The sequence below is a fragment of the Streptomyces sp. NPDC057136 genome, assembly GCF_042670885.1.
In the GTDB taxonomy this organism is placed as follows: domain Bacteria; phylum Actinomycetota; class Actinomycetes; order Streptomycetales; family Streptomycetaceae; genus Streptomyces.
The window spans coordinates 76763-93995 of the sequence record NZ_JBHUUV010000028.1; the positions used below are offsets into that span (position 1 = coordinate 76763).

General features: G+C 69.1%; 17 protein-coding genes. 7 read left to right on the forward strand and 10 right to left on the reverse strand.

The features are described from left to right. Nucleotides 1-12: 12 nt before the first annotated feature. The 4 genes from ACFT7S_RS27965 to ACFT7S_RS27980 all read right to left on the reverse strand — a co-directional run bounded on the left by ACFT7S_RS27965 (nucleotide 13) and on the right by ACFT7S_RS27980 (nucleotide 3570). Entirely contained in the window at nucleotides 13-924 is a 912-nt protein-coding gene (locus ACFT7S_RS27965) for a hypothetical protein (protein ID WP_382736506.1), read from the reverse strand. 68 nt (nucleotides 925-992) lie between these two features. Beyond that, complete coding sequence (locus tag ACFT7S_RS27970; protein WP_382736508.1) at nucleotides 993-1439, reverse strand: Crp/Fnr family transcriptional regulator; 447 nt, start codon at nucleotides 1437-1439, stop codon at nucleotides 993-995. A 245-nt stretch (nucleotides 1440-1684) separates the two neighbouring features. Next, nucleotides 1685-2092 (reverse strand): DUF5133 domain-containing protein, encoded by a 408-nt coding sequence (locus ACFT7S_RS27975; protein ID WP_382736510.1) that lies wholly within the window; start codon nucleotides 2090-2092, stop codon nucleotides 1685-1687. A 1100-nt stretch (nucleotides 2093-3192) separates the two neighbouring features. Further along, nucleotides 3193-3570, reverse strand: coding sequence for an ArsR/SmtB family transcription factor (locus ACFT7S_RS27980; RefSeq protein WP_382736512.1), 378 nt, complete (start codon nucleotides 3568-3570; stop codon nucleotides 3193-3195). A gap of 165 nt (nucleotides 3571-3735) precedes the next feature. On the opposite strand from ACFT7S_RS27980, the gene ACFT7S_RS27985 reads away from it, so the two are divergent. Both ACFT7S_RS27985 and ACFT7S_RS27990 read left to right on the forward strand, forming a co-directional pair. Then, entirely contained in the window at nucleotides 3736-5088 is a 1353-nt protein-coding gene (locus tag ACFT7S_RS27985) for an FAD-dependent oxidoreductase (RefSeq protein ID WP_382736514.1), read from the forward strand. Between the two features lie 5 nt (nucleotides 5089-5093). After that, nucleotides 5094-6314 carry an MFS transporter gene (locus ACFT7S_RS27990; protein WP_382736516.1) on the forward strand — a complete coding sequence of 407 codons (1221 nt, stop codon included), beginning with the start codon at nucleotides 5094-5096 and terminating at the stop codon, nucleotides 6312-6314. Nucleotides 6315-6351: 37 nt separating this feature from the next. Here ACFT7S_RS27990 and ACFT7S_RS27995 read toward each other — a convergent pair whose 3' ends face one another. Then, nucleotides 6352-7500, reverse strand: a complete 1149-nt coding sequence (locus ACFT7S_RS27995) for a serine hydrolase domain-containing protein (RefSeq protein WP_382736518.1) — start codon at nucleotides 7498-7500, stop codon at nucleotides 6352-6354. 166 nt (nucleotides 7501-7666) lie between these two features. Next, nucleotides 7667-8860, reverse strand: coding sequence for a serine hydrolase domain-containing protein (locus tag ACFT7S_RS28000; protein ID WP_382736520.1), 1194 nt, complete (start codon nucleotides 8858-8860; stop codon nucleotides 7667-7669). A gap of 366 nt (nucleotides 8861-9226) precedes the next feature. Here ACFT7S_RS28000 and ACFT7S_RS28005 point away from each other — a divergent pair, with 366 nt between their 5' ends. Then, entirely contained in the window at nucleotides 9227-9883 is a 657-nt protein-coding gene (locus tag ACFT7S_RS28005) for a hypothetical protein (protein ID WP_382736522.1), read from the forward strand. A gap of 80 nt (nucleotides 9884-9963) precedes the next feature. Here ACFT7S_RS28005 and ACFT7S_RS28010 read toward each other — a convergent pair whose 3' ends face one another. Beyond that, the gene (locus tag ACFT7S_RS28010) at nucleotides 9964-10584 is read right to left on the reverse strand and encodes a DUF2867 domain-containing protein (protein WP_382736524.1); all 621 of its coding nucleotides are present in this window, start codon (nucleotides 10582-10584) and stop codon (nucleotides 9964-9966) included. Nucleotides 10585-10684: 100 nt separating this feature from the next. Here ACFT7S_RS28010 and ACFT7S_RS28015 point away from each other — a divergent pair, with 100 nt between their 5' ends. After that, nucleotides 10685-11272 (forward strand): TetR/AcrR family transcriptional regulator, encoded by a 588-nt coding sequence (locus tag ACFT7S_RS28015; protein ID WP_382736526.1) that lies wholly within the window; start codon nucleotides 10685-10687, stop codon nucleotides 11270-11272. Between the two features lie 112 nt (nucleotides 11273-11384). Here ACFT7S_RS28015 and ACFT7S_RS28020 read toward each other — a convergent pair whose 3' ends face one another. After that, complete coding sequence (locus ACFT7S_RS28020) at nucleotides 11385-11630, reverse strand: DUF3237 family protein (RefSeq protein ID WP_382736528.1); 246 nt, start codon at nucleotides 11628-11630, stop codon at nucleotides 11385-11387. Between the two features lie 151 nt (nucleotides 11631-11781). Here ACFT7S_RS28020 and ACFT7S_RS28025 point away from each other — a divergent pair, with 151 nt between their 5' ends. Then, complete coding sequence (locus ACFT7S_RS28025; RefSeq protein WP_382736530.1) at nucleotides 11782-12180, forward strand: TetR family transcriptional regulator C-terminal domain-containing protein; 399 nt, start codon at nucleotides 11782-11784, stop codon at nucleotides 12178-12180. 75 nt (nucleotides 12181-12255) lie between these two features. On the opposite strand, the gene ACFT7S_RS28030 is transcribed toward ACFT7S_RS28025, so the two are convergent. Both ACFT7S_RS28030 and ACFT7S_RS28035 read right to left on the reverse strand, forming a co-directional pair. Next, nucleotides 12256-13380 (reverse strand): endonuclease/exonuclease/phosphatase family protein, encoded by a 1125-nt coding sequence (locus ACFT7S_RS28030; RefSeq protein WP_382736532.1) that lies wholly within the window; start codon nucleotides 13378-13380, stop codon nucleotides 12256-12258. 418 nt (nucleotides 13381-13798) lie between these two features. Continuing rightward, on the reverse strand, nucleotides 13799-14251 hold the full coding sequence (locus ACFT7S_RS28035) for an MMPL family transporter (protein ID WP_382736534.1): 453 nt from the start codon (nucleotides 14249-14251) through the stop codon (nucleotides 13799-13801). A 74-nt stretch (nucleotides 14252-14325) separates the two neighbouring features. On the opposite strand from ACFT7S_RS28035, the gene ACFT7S_RS28040 reads away from it, so the two are divergent. Both ACFT7S_RS28040 and ACFT7S_RS28045 read left to right on the forward strand, forming a co-directional pair. Beyond that, nucleotides 14326-14688: a DUF1304 domain-containing protein gene (locus ACFT7S_RS28040; protein WP_382736536.1), complete on the forward strand. Its 363-nt coding sequence runs from the start codon at nucleotides 14326-14328 to the stop codon at nucleotides 14686-14688. Between the two features lie 283 nt (nucleotides 14689-14971). Then, nucleotides 14972-16945, forward strand: coding sequence for a protein kinase (locus ACFT7S_RS28045; RefSeq protein WP_382736537.1), 1974 nt, complete (start codon nucleotides 14972-14974; stop codon nucleotides 16943-16945). Nucleotides 16946-17233 lie beyond the last annotated feature (288 nt).

Sequence of the window (17233 nt, forward strand, 5' to 3'; positions counted from 1 at the left end):
CGCGGGGCCGGTTCAGCTGCTCAGGCCGAGCCCGGGCAGGGTCAGCCGGCCAATGTCCTCACCGGCTGCGTCGGTGCAGGTGACGTCGGCCACCCCGAGATCCGAGGGCCGGCGGGCGCCGCGCGCTCGTAGCTCCGCCACGGCCAGACGGGCTGTAGCCGCAGCGCCCGACGCGTCGGGGTCGAAGCTGCTCACCCACCACTGCGCGACAGGGATCGCACGATCGTGCCAACCCCTGGTGGTCATCGCCTGCTCGTGCACCGTGTCGTCCATGGCGGCGTCCTCGTCGTCGACCATCACGACCAGGCCGTCCTCGGGGCCGAAGAGGAAGGTCAGGGGACGGTCGCCGTCGGCGTGATTGACGAGGTCGAATGCCGCCGAGCCGTCGCCGATCTGGGACGGCAGCTGGGTGGCCCACGCCAGCATCAGGCTGCGCAGCGACTCCTCCAGCCGCTCCCAGTCGGGTGCCACGCACGGTGGCAGTGGCGGAGGGCCGGCTGCTCCGTCACGGTGCAGTTGCCACAGGAGTGGAAGGTCGGCATAGGTGTGGACCTGTCCGTCCCTGTCGCCCACCCCGCGCTCGAAGAACGCCCGCTCGCGCTGCTCCAGTGCGGCTGTGGTGTGACTCGTCATGCGCAAGGAGCTTTCTCTGCTGTCGCTCTCGTTGCTGTCCAGCAGCAGGCAGCGCGCACCATCCCGCCAACGGATGTTCGGCCCGCGGGAGTCTCCGCCGTACAGGGTCGGTACGCCCATCCGAGGGACGAGCACCCCCAGCGCCTGGCGTACGGCATCGCTCTGCTCGCCGGTGTACCGGAGCAGGACGGCAGAGCGCAGCGGGTCTTCATCCGGGTCCCGGCGGTACAGCTGTTCCACCGCATCCGCCAGGCGCTGGACGTCGTAGGCGGGCAGGTCTGCTTCATCCATACGTTCACAGTGCTGCATACCGGGCAAAAGCGGGCAGGCGTGTGCTGCCCCCGGGCTCGCGAGCCGGCTCAGGCCCGTGCGGCGAATTCGTAGAGATCGAGCAGTCGGCCACGCGTCGCGTGCAGTCGCCGGGTGAGCACCATGCCCACCCATTGGCTGATCGCGAATCCGAACTCGGGATCGGACTGGCACAGTGACCGCACCTGGGACGCGTCGAATTCATAGGCGCGGACCGGGCTGAGCGTTTCGGCGCCCAGTTCCCACTCGAAGGGCGGGAAGAGCCAGGACAGGCCGATCAGCTCTCCGGACCCCAGGGTCTCTATTTCCGTGTGACGCCGCTGAGGGAGCCGTGCGTCGAGAGTCACTGCGCCGGTCTTCAGAATCCAGAAGCGGTCGGCGACGGTGTGTTCCTCGAAAAGCCGTTGAGCTGCTGGGAACCGGACATCCTTCCCAAGGCTCAGAAGATGTTCACGGTGCAGGGCGGGCAGGGAAGTGATCTTCATTGTGGTGGTCATCGGAGTACTCCTCCGAGGAGCGGCGCTCTATGGAGGGCGGGGAACACAAGATTCTGCCGACCTCTCGTAGAAACGTTCTTCCCCGCCACGCAAGAAGTACGCGACAGAAGTACGCGACGAATCGGAGATGTGAGGCGGAGGCGAGACGGTGCTCGGGTGAGATGTCGCCCAGGGTGCGGCATCCGCCGCGGCGCCGGTCCCTCACCGCGGCGGATCTCGCCTGCTCGTGCACCCGGTGTCAGCCGCTACGTCGACGCGGCGAGGTGCTGTTCTGCGGCGTCCACCGCATCGTGCACAGTCGTTCGGCCGAGCAGTACGCACAGGGTGTAGGCCGCGTCGTCCAATGCTTGTCTCGCGCTCCTGTCGGAGGGGGAAGCCGCCAGCAGTGCCTGGCGCTTCCGGAACTCGGACAGCACCTGCTCGGTCCGTGGGCGGCTGGGCAGCAGGGCCACGCCCCGCACGGCTTCGGGGGGTGGCGCAGGAGTGCGGGCCGTCTCCATCGCTCCCCGGAGCGCCCGTTCCACGTGCGCCGGAATCGGTACGCCGCGCGAGCCGGCCACCATCGCGGCGGCCATGGCCGCAGGAGTGAGGTGCGCGGTCTCGGCAGCCATGGCCAGGACCCGCTTCGCGTCCCGTCTCGAACACGGTGTCATTGCCATGATCATTCCGACCGCCCATGGTGTGGGGGGCTCATCCAGGAGCGGCTTCCATGCGGGCTCCGTTGCTCTCGGTGAAGGGGAGGGACCGGATTCGGAACGCTCTTCGGCGTACGTGGACATAGTGGAGGCCATCCCTTCGAGCGGCGGGTAATGGTGCTTCTGTGAGCAGTGTGGAAATCATGCCCGCCGTACGGAAGGTCGGCTCACCCTCGCGCAACTCCCTCTGGGCCATTGGATTATTGCCCGTCCGAGCGGACAACGAATCAACCGCGCCGGTTCGACGGATTTCCCATTCCTTGATCCCTCTTCCGGGCGGCACGATCACGGCGCGCATAATGTGCTGATCCGGAGATCGGTAGATCCGGAGAATGGGAGTTCCCTGCCATGAGGAGTGCGCGGAACGGGAGTGCAGCGAGTGAATGGAACTTATTACTGTGATGATCGGCTCTGCATGCGATATCAACAATCCGGGACTTCGTACCCGATCAGTGCTATTGGCGCCGATCGGGCCGGTCGGGCGGGGTGGAGCCGTCGTACGACCCCGCTGCCACGCATTCACCCCCACACCGCCGGACGTTCGTGTCGGAGGCTGGAGGAGATGGAACAGCCTGGGTCCGTCGCTGCGAGGCTTCGGCGAACCACCGGCTCCTGGACGGGGTCCGGCACGTGGCTTCAGCCGGACCGGGTCCAGGCCTGTGTCGACCTCCTCGACCTGTCGGGCGCCTCGATCTCCCTGCACGGCGATGGAGGCGCGCGCGCCATTGGTGGTCGAGTGATCCGGTCGCCGGACGGCTGGCCGAGGCCCAGTACACCCTCGGAGGCGGCCCGTGTCAGGCGGCGACGGCCCTGGCATCGCCAGTTCTGGCCGCCGATCTGACGTCGGGACCGGACCCGCGGCACTGGCCCGTCTTTGCTCGGCAAGCCGTGGAACTGGGTGTCCTGGCGGTGTTCTCGCTGCCGATCGGTGCGGGCATCCCGATCGGCACGCTTGATCTTTACTGTGACAGTCCGGGTCGCGTCTCGGAGAGGGGTCAAGCCCAGGGACGCCACGAGCGGCTTCCGCCACTACGTCGCGAGCCCGGAATTCCACGCGCTCAGAAGGCGCCTGGTGCGGACGTGCCGAGCAGGGGCGACATCGCAGCCACCACCGACGGCTCGCCCCGGTAGTAGACCCAGGTGCCGCGCCGTTCCGAGGTGAGCAGGCCGGCTTCGCGCAGCTTCCTCGGATGATGCGAGACGGTGGGCTGCGAGACGCCGCATTCGGCGATGTCGCATACGCATGCCTCCCCGGCGGGGTGGGAGGCGACCTTGGGGAACAGTCGCAGCCGCACGGGGTCCGAGAGCGCCTTGAACATGGCAGCCATCTTCTCCGCGTCCGTCGGCGAGAGCTCGGCCGAGGTGATCGGCGGGCAGCACGGGGTGACTGGTTCGGTCGGCAGGACCGGGAGTTCCACCACCCTTGAATTCGACATACGTCTATGTTGACACTCGTCGATGTAAGTGGCATGCTCCAGGCATTGAGAGATATCGACAAACGTCGAAGCAGGGTTGGTGTGCTCCGGCACGGTCACGTACCTGCCGATCCGGCTTCGTTCCATTCCGCCTGACAACACCCCGCGTCGAGGAGAACACCCGCCATGGGCGAGAAGCAGCTTCCTGTTGTGGTCATCGGTGCCGGCCCGGTCGGCCTTGCCGCCGCCGCGCACCTCACCGAGCGCGGCATCGAGCCGCTGGTCCTGGAAGCCGGGCCCGCCGCCGGCAGTGCGGTGCGTGAGTGGGGGCATGTGCGGCTGTTCTCCACCTGGTCCGAGGTGGTGGACCCGGCCGCCGAGAAGCTGCTGGCGCCCACCGGATGGTCCGCTCCCGACGGTACGACCTACCCCTCCGGGGCGGACTGGGCCGAGCAGTACCTCCAGCCGCTCGCCGACGTCCTGGGCGACAAGGTCCGCTACGGCGCCACCGTGACCGGTGTCTCCCGACTCGGCCGCGACCGGGTCGTGGACGCCGACCGCGAGCAGCAGCCCTTCACCGTGCACGTCGAACTGGCTGACGGCTCCGAGGAGCGGATCACCGCCCGCGCCGTCATCGACGCGTCCGGCACCTGGTCGACCCCCAGTCCCATCGGCGGCGACGGCCTCCCGGCACTCGGCGAGAAGCCGGCGGCCGACCGGATCTCGTACAGGGTCCCGGACCTCAAGGACCCGGCCGTCCGCGCTCGTTACGCAGGCAGGCGCACCGCGGTCATCGGCTCCGGCGCCTCGGCCTTCACCGCCCTCGCCGCCCTGGCCGACCTCGCCAAGAAGGAGGGTGACACACACGCGGTGTGGATTCTGCGCCGCGGCGTCACCGGTTCCACGTTCGGCGGCGGCACCGCCGACCAGCTGCCCGCACGCGGCGCCCTCGGTCTCGCCGCCAAGGCGGCTGTCGACGACGGCTACGCCGATGCCGTCACCGGCTTCCGTAGCGGCGCCGTGGAGAAGGCGGGCGAGCAGCTGGTCCTGGTCGCCGAGGACGGCCGCCGCCTGGACCCGGTCGACGAGATCATCGTCCTCACGGGCCTTCGCCCCGACCTCTCGTTCCTCTCCGAACTGCGCCTCGGCCTCGACGAGCGCCTCCAGGCGCCCACCGAGCTCGCCCCACTGATCGACCCGAACCAGCACTCGTGCGGCACCGTCTACCCGCACGGCGTCAACGAGCTCTCCCATCCGGAGGAGGACGTCTATCTGGTCGGCATGAAGTCCTACGGCCGCGCGCCGACGTTCCTGGCCATGACCGGCTACGAGCAGGTCCGTTCCGTCGCCGCGGCACTCGCCGGAGATCAGGAGGCCGCCGAGCGCGTCGAACTCGTCCTGCCCGAGACGGGAGTCTGCGGCGGTGCCGGCCTCTTCGACGAGCCCGAGGCCGCCCCGAGCGGCGGCGGCTGCTGCGCCAGCCCTGCCACGATCCAGATCGGCATCGGCGGCGCTCCCGTCTCCTCCGGTGGCTGCTGACGTACATGACACAGACCCGGGCCGGTGCGGCCGCGACCAGCACGGGGGTCCGGTCGCGGCCGCGCGGCGCCCTTCCTGCCCTCTGTGCCACTCAGGTCACCAGCTGGGGCGTCATCTATTACGCCTTCCCCGTCCTCAACTCCCGTATCACCGCCGACACCGGCTGGTCCCCGGCCGCCACCACCGCGGCCTTCTCCGCCGCTCTGCTCGTCTCCGCGGCGTTCGGTATTCCCGTCGGACGCATCCTGGACCGCCGAGGTCCGCGCGCCGTGATGACCACGGGTTCGGTGCTCGCAACCCTGGCACTCCTGCTCCTTGCCGCAGCTCCCAACCTGGCGTGCTTCACGGCTGGCTGGCTGCTCGCAGGGGTCGCGATGGCCACCACTTTCTACCCGCCCGCGTTCGCCGCCCTGACCCGCTGGTGGGGACCCGACCGCGTCCGCGCCCTGACCGTCGTCACTCTCGCCGGCGGTCTTGCCAGCACCGTCTTCGCCCCGCTGACCGCCGCCCTCGCCGAACACCTCAGCTGGCGCGCCACCTATCTTGTTCTCGCCATGATCCTCGCCGCCGTCACGATCCCGGCCCACGCACTCGCCCTGCGCGCACCATGGCCCCCGGCAGAGCCGGTACCGGCCGTCACGGATGGTACGCCGGTGGTCCGCAGCCGCCCGTTCCTTCTGCTGGCCGCCGTCTTCACACTGTCCGGCTTCGCCATGTACGCGGTCGTCATCAGTCTCGTCCCCCTCCTTCACGAACGCGGTGCGAGCACCACCGCGGCAGCCTGGGCCCTCGGCCTCGGCGGTGCGGGTCAGACCCTCGGCCGTACCCTCTACGCGAGCTTCGCCGCCCGCACCTCCGTGACGACCCGTACCGCCACCCTCATCACCCTCGGCGGCGCCACGACGGCCGGCTTCGCCCTCGTCCCCGGACCGGTACCTCTGCTCGTGGCGCTCTCTGTTGTCGCCGGAGTCGTACGCGGCAACCTCACCCTCCTCCAGGCCACTGCCGTCACGGACCGCTGGGGCACGACGCACTACGGCCGTCTCTCGGCCATCCTCACCGCCCCCGCCTCCCTCGCCGCCGCGCTCGCTCCGTGGGCCGGCGCCGTCCTCTCCGGCCCCCTCGGCGGGTACGACGCACTCTTCCTGGCGCTGGCGGGAAGCTCCCTGGCAGCCGCCGCCCTGGCGACGGCTACGGGAGTACGGTCACCTCGGCCGCCGCTCTGACCGGCGGCGCCTCGTGCGACCCGTCAGTTACCGGTCGTCACCCGCACAAGGCGGTGTCGAGGAGAGCCTGCACGTCGGCCGGACCCTGCTGGGTGGGTGCCCGGTTGGCCGTCACGGCGATCGTGGCGGCCCTGCCGTCGTCGGTGACAGCGGGGCGGGTCTTGTAGCCGGGGATGTCACCGCCGTGGCCCCACATGAGGCCGCCGCAGCTCAACGGGGTGCTGGTCACGCCGAGTCCGTACCGGACGCCGGACCCGAGCAGGTCGGCGGGCACGGTCGTGCGCATCTGTGTGAGCTGGGCGGGCTCGAGGAGCTTGCCGTCGATCAGGGCGGAGAAGAAGCGGTTCAGGTCGCTGGGGGTGGAGATCAGCTGCCCTGCGGCCCATGCCCAGGAGGGGTCTATCTCCGTGATGTCGTCCAGCGGTGCGCCGGGCTTCGTCGCGTGGTAGCCGCGGGGGTGGGCTTCACGGATGCCCTCGTCGCCGACTTCGGGGAAGTAGGTGTGGCGCAGTCCGATGCGGTTGATGATGCGCTCGGTGATCTGTTCGGCCAGTGGGCGGCCGGTGACCTTCTCGATGAGCAGCCCGGCCAGTACGTAGTTGGTGTTGCTGTACGACCAACTGGTCCCGGGGGCGAAGTTCGCCTTGTGCGTCAGCGCCACGTCGAGCAAGGTGCGGGGCTGGTGGTAGACGTGGCGCTCCTTCTCGCCTGTGAGGTCGCCGATGCTGTCGCTGTACTCGGGCAGTCCGCTGGTGTGCTGGAGCAGTTGGCGGACGGTGATGTCGCGGCCGTTGATGCCTTCGCCTCGTACGAGGTGGGGGAGGTAGGTCTCGATGGGGGAGTCGAGGTCGATTTTGCCTTCGCCGACCAGTTGCAGGACGACTGTGGCGGTGAAGGGTTTGGTGTTGCTGCCTGCCCGGACCTGTCCGTCGACCGGCACCTTCGACTTGGTCTTGAGGTCGGCGACCCCGGCGGTGTAGTTGCGGGTGCGTCCCTCGCGGTCCACCGTGGCGGCCAGCGCGGCGGGGTACTTGTCGTCTGTCACCAGCCGCTTCATCCCCTTGCGTATGGCCTCGGCACCGGAGCCGTGTGCCTGCGCCGCAGACGTGGACTCGGAAGCGGATGTGGACGCGGATGCAGCAGAGGACGCGGGCAGCGTGCTGCCCACGGCCAGGACGCCGGCCATGAAGGCCACCGTCGCGATCGACCGCCCCCGCCGCGGCCTGGATGATGATGTGATGCGAGTGCGCTGATCAAGGCGATCGGACATGGGAAACCCTTCTGGTGCGACCTGTCGGCCGCATGGATAGTGCGAGATCACTGGTCTGCTGTCGCTACGGTGTGCCGGGCCGTCACTTCTTGCAGAGGGCGGTGTCGAGCAGGGCATCGGCAAGGGCGAAGCCCTGCTCGGTCGGCGGCAGGTCGGCGGTGACGGCAATCGTGGCGGCGCGGCCGTCATCGGTGACGCCGGGAGACGTGTGGTAGCCGGGGGTGTCACCGCCGTGGCCCCACATGAGGCCGCCGCAGCTCAGCGGAATGCTGTTCAGCCCCAGTCCGAACCGGGTACCCGGGTCGTAGCCCAGTCCGTCGGGGACCTTGACGGTGGTGCGCATCTCGGCGAGTTGGGCGGGCTCGAGGAGCTTGCCGTCGATGAGAGCGGAGAAGAAGCGGTTCAGGTCGCTGGGGGTGGAGATCAGCTGCCCTGCGGCCCATCCCCAGGAGGGGTCTACCTCGGTGATGTCGTCCAGCGGTGCGCCGGGCTTCGTCGCGTGGTAGCCGCGGGGGTGGGCTTCACGGATGCCCTCGTCGCCGACTTCGGGGAAGTAGGTGTGGCGCAGTCCGATGCGGTTGATGACGCGCTCGGTGATCTGTTCGGCCAGCGGTCGGCCGGTGACCCTCTCGATGAGCAGCCCGGCAACAAGGTAGTTGGTGTTGCTGTACGCCACGCTGGTGCCGGGAGCGAACTGGGCCTTCTGGGCCTGTGCCAGGTCGAGCAAGGTGCGGGGCTGGTAGTACGTGTGACGGTCCTTGCCGAAGACGGCGTCGACAATGGAGTCGGTGTAATTGGGCAGCCCACTTGTGTGCTGGAGCAGTTGGCGGACGGTGATGGTGCGGCCGTCGATGCCTTCGCCTCGTATCAGGTGGGGGAGGTAGGTCTCGATGGGGGAGTCGAGGTCGATTTTGCCTTCGCCGACCAGTTGCAGGACGACTGTGGCGGTGAAGGTCTTGGTGTTGCTGCCCGCCCTTACTTGCCCGTCGACCGGTACCTTCGCCTTGGTCGTCAAGTCGGCGACTCCGGCGGTGTAGTTGCGGGTGCGCCCCTCGCGGTCCACCGTGGCGGCCAGTGCGGCGGGGAACTTGCCGTCGGTCACCAGCCGCTCCATCCCCTGGCGTACGGAATCACGCGGGCCGTGAGGCTGCGCCGCCGACGAGGGCAGTGTGCCGCCGACCGCCAGCGCGGCCGCGATCACCGCCACCGCCGCGATCCCTCGCCGTCGCCCGGACGGCGAAAGAGCACGAGCGCGCTGCTGAGAACGATCCGACATGGCTGAACTCCCTCGAAGAACCTGCTGGTTGCACCGGCGAACCGGATGAGTCCAGCCTGCTCGTTCAAGATCAGCCGAGCCAGCCCGGCAGCACGCCCATGCACCGTAGGGACAACCCCCGCCCCACCGAGGGAGCCTGGCCCCCCTTGCCCATGCGCCCCGCGTCACCGGGCTTCGCCCACCCGGTCGGTCAGGACTCGGGGAGGGGTGTGCCGTCGACTGTCAACGCGAGGAACATCAGGGCCAGTTGCGGGGGTCGAGGACTGCACGGGCGATGCCTCCGGATCTGCTCTGACTGCTGCCGTATCTTTACCCGCTGGTTCCGACCACGCGATAATGAGCCCGCCGTGACCGAAGGGGTGTGCGATGGGCAGATCGCAGGGGTGGGGGCCGGTGGCAGTGGCGCTGCTGGTGGCGGGGGCCGTCGGATGTTCCGGCGCCGGAGACGAAGACGGTAAAGACAAGGGCAAGGCCGAAGGTCGCGTCCATGGCGTTCATCAGTGGACCAGCGAGCCCTGCGATCTCCTCAAGCGGAAGCCGCTGGCCGAGGGTTTCGAGGTGGGGAGCACCACCGACTCCGCCGAGTCCGACGCGAAGGAGGACGTCGGCGAGAACGGGGCCCGCCCCCGCTACCAGGACGCGGGCTGCCTCACCGCTGTGACCGATCCCGACGGGCGGCACTGGAAGCTCAGCACGACGGCCTGGGTGTACGAGGAGGTCGAGCCGGCCCTCCATGCGTTCCGGGTCAAGGAGGATCTGGACCGGGTCCGCAACCACAAGCAGTCCCAGCTCGACGACTCGACGTACTGGATCGCGGCCGAGGACGGCGGACTGCCGGGTCGCACCTTGTTGATGCGGGACGGCAATCTGCTGCTCACCGTGTCTGCGTATGGGCCGTACGGCAGCAAGGAGCACGAGGTCCAGGAGACGCTGGGTCAGATCGTGGAGAAAGCGGCGGAGCTGATGGAAGACGGACTGCGGACTCACGACGCGTCCGCACCGTCGTCGACACCCTCGTCGTGATGCTCGTGCTGTGACCGGGAGGGCAGGGAAGCGGCTACGTCGTGGACGCTTGCCCGGCGCGGCAGTTGCCTACGGGGCGATCATCGTCGGCTCTGTTCGCCTTGTTGCTCCGCAAGGTCGTTGCGGTCACGCCAGGCTTGCTCCCACTGCCGGGCCAGGGCCGGATAGATGATGAGGTGCCGGAAGGGCGCGATGGCGGCCATGTAGAGCCGCCCGAACCATCCGTTGTGCTTGACGAGGACGGCCATCCGTAGCTCGTAGTCACCGTTCGCTCCCCGCACCCAACCGAGGTGCATCACGGTGTGCACGGTCTTGTTCGCCAGTTCGCGAGCGGACTCCGTGCCGATCTCGTAGACCGCTTTGAGGGGCATGGCGTCGGTGTCCTGGCCCCGGCGGGCATCGCGGAGGTCACTGGGCAGGCGATCGCGGAGCGAGGTGATCCGCGCACCGACACCCGCCGTCGGTTTGTCCCAGCCGAGGAGTGCGCCGAGCTTCCATCGAACGGCGAACAAGAACCGTACCGGCCGGGTCTGTCTCGCGAACCCGCCGGACGTCTGCATCGCTTTGAGCATGGCGGGGAAGTCGTCGGGCCCCGCTCCGGGCGTGCGGAACGCCCAGACGTCCTCGACTCCGAAATCAGGAGTGAGTTCGTGGATGCGCCATGGGCGCTCGGTGTGGGCGGACTTCGCGATGCGTGCCACGTCTCGACCTCTCGATTCGTTCTGTACGGCACCGTATATATTGCGTCTGTACGGTACCGTACAGACGCTCGACACGACACCCCTGAGAGCAGGTGAGCAGGTGCCTCCCATCGCTCGTACGCCACGTGGCCGCTGGATCGAAGCGGGACTCGACGCCCTCGCCCGGGGCGGCCCCGATGCTGTCCGAGTAGAGGCTCTGGCCGCCGAAATCGGAGTGACGAAGGGCGGCTTCTACGGGTACTTCGACGGCCGTCCCGCGCTGCTCGCCGAGATACTCGACGCGTGGGAAGACCGCTGCACCCATGCCATCCTCGAGCAGGTCGAGTCCGAGGGCGGGGACCCTGCGGAGAGGGTCCGGCGCGCCGGTCAGCTGACCTTCTCGGACGATCTGCACCGGATTGATCTCGCGGTCCGTGAGTGGGCTCGGCACGACCCATCGGTCGCGGCACGGCTGCGGCGGATCGACAACGCCCGGATGGACTTCCTCCGTGCCATGTACGGGAGCTTCCTCACGGACCCCGACGAGGTCGAGGCGCGAAGCACGCTCGCCTTCGCGCTCGCGATCGGCCGCCACTTCATCGCGGCGGACCACGCCGGACGCACCACACGCGAAGCAATCCACCTCGCCGGAGAATTTCTCCTGCGACCCCAGCCGCGAGCCCTGCATGATCCAAGCGAGAGGCCCTAGATCCGGGCTGCGTTCGCCTCTGTCCCCCTGCCCCGCACCACGTCCATCACCGGCCCTGCCACCGCGCTCATCCGGCGCTTGCTGAGGTCCAGGACCGGGGTTGGGCCGGCGCTCACAATACCCGTGAGACCTTGTAGGCGATCCCGCCCTCGACCAGGTAGCCGGACCCGATGCAGATGATGCCGTTGAGCCATGCGTACGTCTCGGCCCCCGTCTCGAAGACGGGCGTCGTACGGAAGTAGTAGCGGGCCGGGTCGATCCGGAGCCGCTCGGCGGGGTCGGACAGGGCACCACCGGGCAGCACCTCGCTGTGCAGCCCCGGACCGTGGAACGTGCCGCCCGTGGCCCTGACCAGCACGTAAAGTAAGGGCCTGGAAGGACTCACTATCGGCCGCCTCGCCACCGACCTGGGACTGAGCAAGAGCGGAATCCAGACGCTGTTCGGGACCAAGGAGAACCTGCAACTGGCCGCAGCCGAGACAGCGCGCGAGGAGTTCACCGAGGCGGTCGTGCGCCCGGCCCGAGCCGCCGCGCCGGGCGCACCCCGGCTGTGGGCGCTGACCGAACATTGGCTCACCTACACACAGACCCCGCTCTTCGCGGGCGGATGCTTCTGGGCCGCCGGGCTACCCGACTTCGACAGCCGCCCCGGAGCGGTCCGGGACGCGCTGGCGGAACACCGCAGGACCTGGCTCACCCTGCTCACCGACGAGTTGCGCCACGCCGTCGCCGCCGAGCAGACCGCCGAGCTGGATCCGGACCTGGTGGCCTTTCAGATCGATGCGGTGCTCATGTCCGCCAACACCGCACTGCGCCTGGGTGACGTCGATGCCGCCTCCAAGGTCCGCCGCGTCGTCGAGTGGCTGGTCAGGGCGCCGCCCGCCTCCATCGACATGCCGAAGGATTGACCGCCGGCAGCGGTCCACGCCTACACCCTGGTCGCCGCAGCTGCTGAGGTTGAACTCGTGGGCACCGAGCCTCGTTCAGCGCAGGTGGAGCGTGCTCCAGACGCCGGCGTGGTCGGAGGGCCACAGGCCCGACGGAATGCGGTCGGCCGGGTCCTCCCCGACCCGGTTGGCCACCGAGGCGGTGAACCCGCCGCGGAAGAGCACGTAGTCGAGGCGCTGCGTGAGACGGGACTCGGTGTTGCGCAGGTTTGCGTCCTGGCAGCAGGTATGGCCGGGATTGTTGCGACGTGTGGCGGCCCAGGCGTCGGTGAAGGGGGGCACCAGAATGCGGTAGGTGCTGCTGTCGGGAGCCGCGTTGAGGTCGCCCAGCAGCACGCTGGGCAGTCCGGTGTCGAGCGGGCCTTCGAGCAGTTCCCGCGCCTGCGCTTGCTGCACGCCGACGCTGAGGTTTTCCAGGTGCGTGCTGACCACGTGGGTGGTGCGGCCGCGCACGGTGGCATCGACGGAGACCCAGCCGTGCAGAACATTGATGCCGGGCAACTGAGAATTCACCGGGTTGGGGACGCTCACATGGGCGTCGAACAGAGCCTTGTCCGCGTGGGTGACGGAGAAGACGTTCGCGGGCAGGTCGGTGCGGGCCAGGAGTACCTCACGGTCGGTGAGGCGGATGTCCTGCAAGCCGCTGGATGTGACCCGCGGGGCCTCGTAGTCCCCCGTGGTGAGGGAAACCACGGCCTCGTAGTGCGTGCCCCGCTCGGCCAGCTCACGGAGCAGGATCTGCAGAAAGTCGTACTCGACGTGGTCGGCGTTCGGCGTAGTACTCATGTCGAAAGCCCCGCTGCGCCACAGTGCGACCTCCTGCAGACCCACGAGGTGGGGATCGGTGCCGGCGATCTCGTCCGCCAGTGCCTCCGCCCGCTCGGGAAAGTTCGTGGCCTGGACGTTCTTGAACGCCGCGTCCACGCGGGTGAGCAGCTCCCCCTGGGAGGGGGCGGTGAAGACGGGCGTGAGATCGGCTCCCCAGTACAGATTGCGGGTCATGACCTTGAGGGTGGTCGGCGGCTGAGCGGCCTGGGCCGCCGTGAGCGACCCGGGTGTCACCAGGAAGAGGATGACCAGGAGTGAGGTAAGCCAGGTGCGGCTCGGACTGCGCCGGGAGCGGCGGGACGCCGGCCCGCCGGGCAGGGTGGTTGCGCGCATGGCAAGGCAAACCTCTCGGTCGGGGGAGGCGACAGCCCGCATTGGGGCGCTGCGGGTTGGACATGCTGTCGGGCGGCCGAGCGGGTCGCCACATCGGTGCCAGGGGCACACCGGTAGCCAAACACACGTCTGGGCCATGCGCTTTTTTGGTGCACCTTTATGGGTGTTCCAGGAGAGCGGTGGCGTCTGACCGGCTTGGTCCTGGCCGAACTTGGGACCGGTCAGCTCCAGGTTGAGGGCACGTCTCCAGACGATCCGCCACCCGCACCGCATCGGCGGCCTGCCGGTTCGACAGCCTCGCGACGAACTGCAAAACGAGCACCAGGGCATAGGCATTGGCATATGTATCCGGGACGAGGAGAGTGATCAGTTCGAGACGTCGCCGCCCGAGCCGCGAGCGACAGGATCGGTGACGGCGTCAGGGCCCGATCGTGGGGAAGCAGACGCGCCCGGGAGTCGTTGGCGCCGACCCGGCAGTGTGCACGCCCGGGTCTCCGAGCAAGTTCATCGCGGCCGGGAGCAACACACCGCGCACGACGGTGGCTTCGATGAGGATGGCGCATGCCATTCCGAGGCCCAGCATCTTGTATTCGATGGCGGACAGCGTCATGAAGACCATTGAGCACGATGGAACCAGCGGGATGGTCCACGAACGGAACGTCACTGCGAGCAGGAGAAATGCGAGGCCAAGGACGAACGCGAAGACGATCGGAGTCCGGCTGTTCACCTGCTCCGTGGAGTCGTAGGGCATGGCGCTTTTGCCCGCGACCGCGTAGTCCACGCCCTCCACCGTGCCGAGAGTGGAGGGGAGAGCCTGTTCGCGCAGGGCCTCCAGGGCTCGTGCAGCCCGTCGGTCGCCACTCGCCGCCACCTTCGGGTTTGCGCGCTGATCTGCTGGTTACGGCATGAGCGTTGGTCGGTGATGACGTGACGTACTGTGCCGTCATGAACGCCTTCGCCGTGGTCGCTGTCGTCACGCTCGCCCTGCTGCACGTCTACATCCTGGTCCTGGAGATGTTCCTGTGGACCAGCCCGCGCGCACGAGCAGCCTTCGGCACGACGGAGGAGTTCGCGGTTTCGACCAAGGCGCTCGCCGCCAACCAGGGCCTGTACAACGGCTTTCTGGCGGCTGGGCTCCTCTGGGGCGCCTTCGCCTCCGACCCGGTTGGTTTCCAGGTGCGAGTCTTCTTCGTGGCCTGCGTAGCAATCGCCGGGCTGTACGGTGCCGCGACGGCGTCCCGCAAGATTCTCTTCGTCCAGACGATCCCGGCCCTGGCTGTGCTGACGTTGGTACTCCTGGCCCGCTGAAACGTCGAGGACGCTCACGCAGGCGACTCGGATGGGATTCTGGCGGCTGCCGGAAGGCTGCTTGCTCAGGGAGCATGAGCAGGAGCACGGCCGGTCTCGACCCGACGAACGCCGACGAGGCGGGCGACGGCTGCATATGCGGTGAGGCGTACACGATCACGCCGTAACGGCCTTCCCTGGCTGTACCGCGCAGGGGCGGCCCGGGGAGACCGAGCGACGCGAACACCGATAGTGTTTTGCCGAGTTGTGGGACGAAAGCAGAGCACTACGGGGAGTCGGGAACGTGCAGACGGGTACGGGGACGGGTTCGGGAACGTTCGAGCCGCTACAGGACGACGATCCGCGCACGGTGGGGCCGTACCGTCTGATGGCGCGGCTCGGCTCCGGGGGCATGGGGCGGGTCTATCTCTCCCACACCCCCGGCGGACGCCCCGTCGCGGTGAAGGTGATCCGTCCCGAACTCGCCGATGACGCCGACTTCCGCGACCGGTTCCGGCAGGAGGTCGCCAATGCGCGCCGAGTGCAGGGCGTGTGCACGGCACCCGTCCTCGACAGTGACACCGAAGGGCTCGTGCCCTGGCTCGCCACCGCATACGTTTCGGGTCCCTCCCTCGCGGACGCGGTCAAGCAGCACGGCCCGCTGCCCAGGGAGACGGTGCTGCTGCTGACGGCGGGCGTGGCCGAGGCGCTCCAGGACATCCACCGCGCGGGGGTCGTGCACCGCGACCTCAAGCCGTCGAACGTGCTGCTCGCTGTCGACGGGCCCCGTGTCATCGATTTCGGGGTGGCGCGCGCAGTGGACGCGACCTCTCTCACCCGCAGTGGGTCCGCCATTGGGACTCCCGCGTTCATGGCTCCTGAGCAGGCTCTCGGCGGGGAGATCACCGGGGCGACCGATGTGTTCGCGCTCGGCCAGATTGCCGCATTTGCCGCGACGGGCTCGGGCGCCTTCGGTGACGGGCCCTCGCACGGGGTGCTGTACCGCATCGTGCACGAGGACCCGCAGCTGGGTGAACTGCCCGACTATCTGGCCGAGTTGGTTGCCGGGTGCCTGCACAAGGAGCCGCAGCGGCGACTGACCCCCGCCGAGGTCGTTCGGCTGTGCGCCGCCGCCGATCCCGAGGGGGATCTGCGCCGCGCGGACAGCTGGCTGCCGGCATCGGTGGCGGGACAGCTCGCGCAGCACGCGGCGGGCGAGCCGGAACCACCCCGGCCGGACACGATGGCCCTGCGCGTCACCCCGCCCGGTGCCTTGGGGCAGGGGGTCGCACCGCCACGGCAAGGCGCCACCGGCGGCGTGTTCGGCCCCCCGGCCGCCGGCGGCTTCCCCGGCGGCATGTACGGCACACCGGCAGTGCCCGGTCCCGCGGCACCGGGTTCGACCGGCTTCCCCGGCGGTGCGTACGGGGCCCCCGGCGAGTACGCACCGACGTCGGCTCCGTACGCGGCCACCTCTGGTGCCGGCGTCGCGGCGCACTCCGCACCGACCGGTCCCGTCGTGACCGCGACGCGGCGCCGCGCCAGGCGTACAGGACTGATCGCAGGTGGAGCGGTCGTCCTCACGGCGGCCACGGTGACCGGGGCCCTCTATCTCTCCGGTGTCCTGCGCCCCGGCGGGCAGGACACCGCGAGCGGACAGCCGGGCCCTGACGCGAGCCCGACGGCGGAGCAGCACCCGACGGGCTCCGATCAGCCCTCGGCATCGGCGTCGAAGAAGCCTGCGGCGGAGAGGAAGCCGCACCCCTCCGCATCGCCGTCCCGCAGCACCCCTCCCGCCTCCGCCGAGCCTGCCGCGCCGCAGCCGTCGGCCACCTCCCGCAAGCCGACCGCGACCGCCCCCGCTCAGCCGGTGCCCGTCGGCTACTCGGGCCTTCGTATGACGGCCAGTCACGACCTCTACCTGGGTGACAGCCCCGTAGGGCCCAAGGCCGACACGGGCTCCAGCGACGAGGACCTCACGTACGCCGTGTACTCCTCCGGCGCCGTCGTGGCCCCCGGCTCCACCAGCCGGAGCCAGCTGACCCGCCTGGCTCCCCGTGCGGCCGGGACACTGGATTCGTGCCTGGCGCAGACCGGCAGTGAGAAGTACGTATGGGTCAGGGACCTCGCCGTCGGCGACCGGCTCTGCGTGATCAGCGGAACCGGCCACGTCGGTCTCGTCACCTTCCGCGGTACGGCGCCCTCACCCGACGCGACCGACTACATCACGGTGGACGTCCGGGTCTGGCGTAACGCGGTGGACCCGGTGAGCGGCTGACCCGGAGCCACCACCACCGCCTGGACCGAGGACGGACTGCTCCGCACCACCGGCGCGCAGCCTCGCTACGACAGCAGGGGCGTGTGCCCGGCGCCCACAGGCACCTACGACTATCGGCTGACAGGTCACGGCGACCCCACACTTGTGCGTTCGTCCACGGCAGAGGCAGGGACGACGTCACTCAAGCGTTCGCGATGATCGAGCTTCCTCCCGTTCGGACCGTCGGGCCCGACTGCTCACCGCCGTCGGTGCGACGGCGGAAATTCCCTACCGTGCTGGGCGGGAAGG